The following is a 1553-nucleotide window of genomic DNA, read 5'->3' on the forward strand; positions in this document are numbered from 1 at the left end:
TAAAAGGCAGGGACTAATACGACCATAAGTTCTGTAAACTAGAGATGACGGAAATTCACCCTGCCTTTTATTTAAACGCTTACCAAGCTTTCTTCTTGTAATACTATTGCAAGAAGAAAAATCAGTTTGATAAACCAAAGGAGATGACGATATCTTAAGATTATTCATCTACTTTATCCATCAGTCATTAATATTGAAGCATACCGAAGGATAATTTTTTCGATTAATTTTAGAAAATGAGCGTGCAGTGGTTCTTGGCGGCTGTCAGCCCCGCTTTACGCTTTATACCGATGAAGAATCGGTATGTTCGCTCCAATCGGGTTTAGGAACAAGGGTTTGTGCATCCTGCAACCACAAAAATGAAATACTGTTTTGGCCCATTAGCCCCGGTTGAAGCGTTACCCTGCAGCAACGAGGTACGAGGTAGCGAAGCGTAAAGGCGGAAAACGGGAAGAAACTGAGTGTTTTGCACAGGCATTGCGCTCCAAATCCAAATCAGCACTTCTTCTCCTCGGCCTATGACGTATGCAGACAGTGCTGCTATATTGCAGATTTACCTTTAATCCTCAAATAGATAACCGCTATAGGCCAATCCTTTGGCAACACTTTTAAAATTATCGCCAGAGTTTAATGGAATATGCGGAAATTTAGTCTTAAACAGATTTTGTACGGCCGAAACCATCGATGTTCCTCCGGTTAAAAACAAGCAGTCAATGTCTTCTGGCTTGATTTTGTATGTTTCCATAAATTGATCCAGATAAGCATCGATTTTGTTGATGTCTTTTTCGATAATCGAATTATACTGATCGAGCGAAATGTTTTCATCAATCTCAATTTTCATATTGTTATAGGCAAAGGTAGAAACAGGCTGGTCGGAAAGTTCGATTTTCGTTTTCTCAATTGATCTGAACAAGGAATAACCGAGGTTATTTTCGATCAGGGTGATCAGGTTCTTAAATTTCGGATCGTTCCCAGAGTAATAATAATATTCCTCAATCTCTTTCTGGATTTTTAAACCGTTAAAAAAGTTCATTTTATCCCAGGTGCAGATATTGGCGAAAAGCGATTTCGGCACATTTAAAATTTTACCGGGTGTAGCCTCATACATCGTATTTTTTCCGAAATATGGTGTGCCTTTATCCCACATAAAAGCAGAATCGAGACTATCGCCACCAATGTATATACCACCAGAGGCAATCATGTCGTTTTTACGGTCTTTGCTGCCAACCTTATCCGGATCGAGGATCAGGTAGGTAAAATCTGTTGTACCTCCACCTAAATCGGCTACTAAAACCCGTTCTTTCTTCCTGATTGTTTTTTCGTAGGCAAAGGCCGCCCCAATAGGTTCGAATTGAAAACGCACATCAGTAAAACCCGCGCTTTCGGCAGCTTTTTTTAGCCTGGTCTGCGCCAGGGTATCTTTCATCGTATTATCATCATCAAAGAAAACAGGCCGGCCGATAATGGCTTTTTGGCAGTCGTAGCCCGTAATCAGATCGGCTTTTTCTTTCAGGTCTTTAAGAATGAGTGTAACCAGATCGGAAGCTGTATAT

General features: G+C 40.5%; 1 protein-coding gene. It reads right to left on the bottom strand.

Annotation, left to right across the window (positions count from 1 at the left end):
- Positions 1 to 559: 559 nt before the first annotated feature.
- A partial coding sequence (locus tag AC1DPQ_RS27285) for an Hsp70 family protein (protein ID WP_477611495.1) occupies positions 560 to 1553 on the bottom strand: 994 nt, incomplete at its 5' end.

It is taken from the genome of Pedobacter sp. 01T416_2 (assembly GCF_056398925.1).